General features: G+C 39.2%; 1 pseudogene. It reads left to right on the top strand.

The features are described 5' to 3' along the window. Window positions 1-302 (top strand): annotated as a pseudogene (locus AB4Z33_RS31230) (hypothetical protein); the annotation flags it as partial. Between the last annotated feature and the right edge of the window lie 99 nt (window positions 303-401).

The raw sequence follows: 401 nt of genomic DNA, 5'->3' as shown, positions 1-401 counted from the left end.
GTTTTGATGGGAGAGATCAGGTGGACCTTTTTCGGTTTAAAACAACTCAACAATCAGAGAGTTACTGCAAAGATATAGTCAGTTTCATGATTGAGGAGTTTGGTATTAATGAGGAGGAAGCTGTAGGCAGAATAAATAATATGTGGGGGGGAATTGACTGGAATGATGATATTGAATCAGAAATATATGATTCAAGATACCATGAGCTTCCACAAGATTGGGCGTACATTATATATTTTGGTCATGAGTCACAATGGTGGAGAAGAGACAAATCTGAATTAACTCCAAGACCATATACGTAAGCTACGCTAACGGAGAACTTTGTTAGTTCAAAGCACGATGGAGCAGATTGCACACGGCAACTGCTCTCTTTTTCATTAATCCAGCTGGTAGGATTACGT

The organism is Paenibacillus sp. 2TAB19 (genome assembly GCF_052115185.1).
Classification (GTDB): domain Bacteria; phylum Bacillota; class Bacilli; order Paenibacillales; family Paenibacillaceae; genus Pristimantibacillus.
The sequence above is the reverse complement of the archived record's forward strand: the minus strand, read 5'-3'. Positions and strand labels throughout refer to the sequence as shown.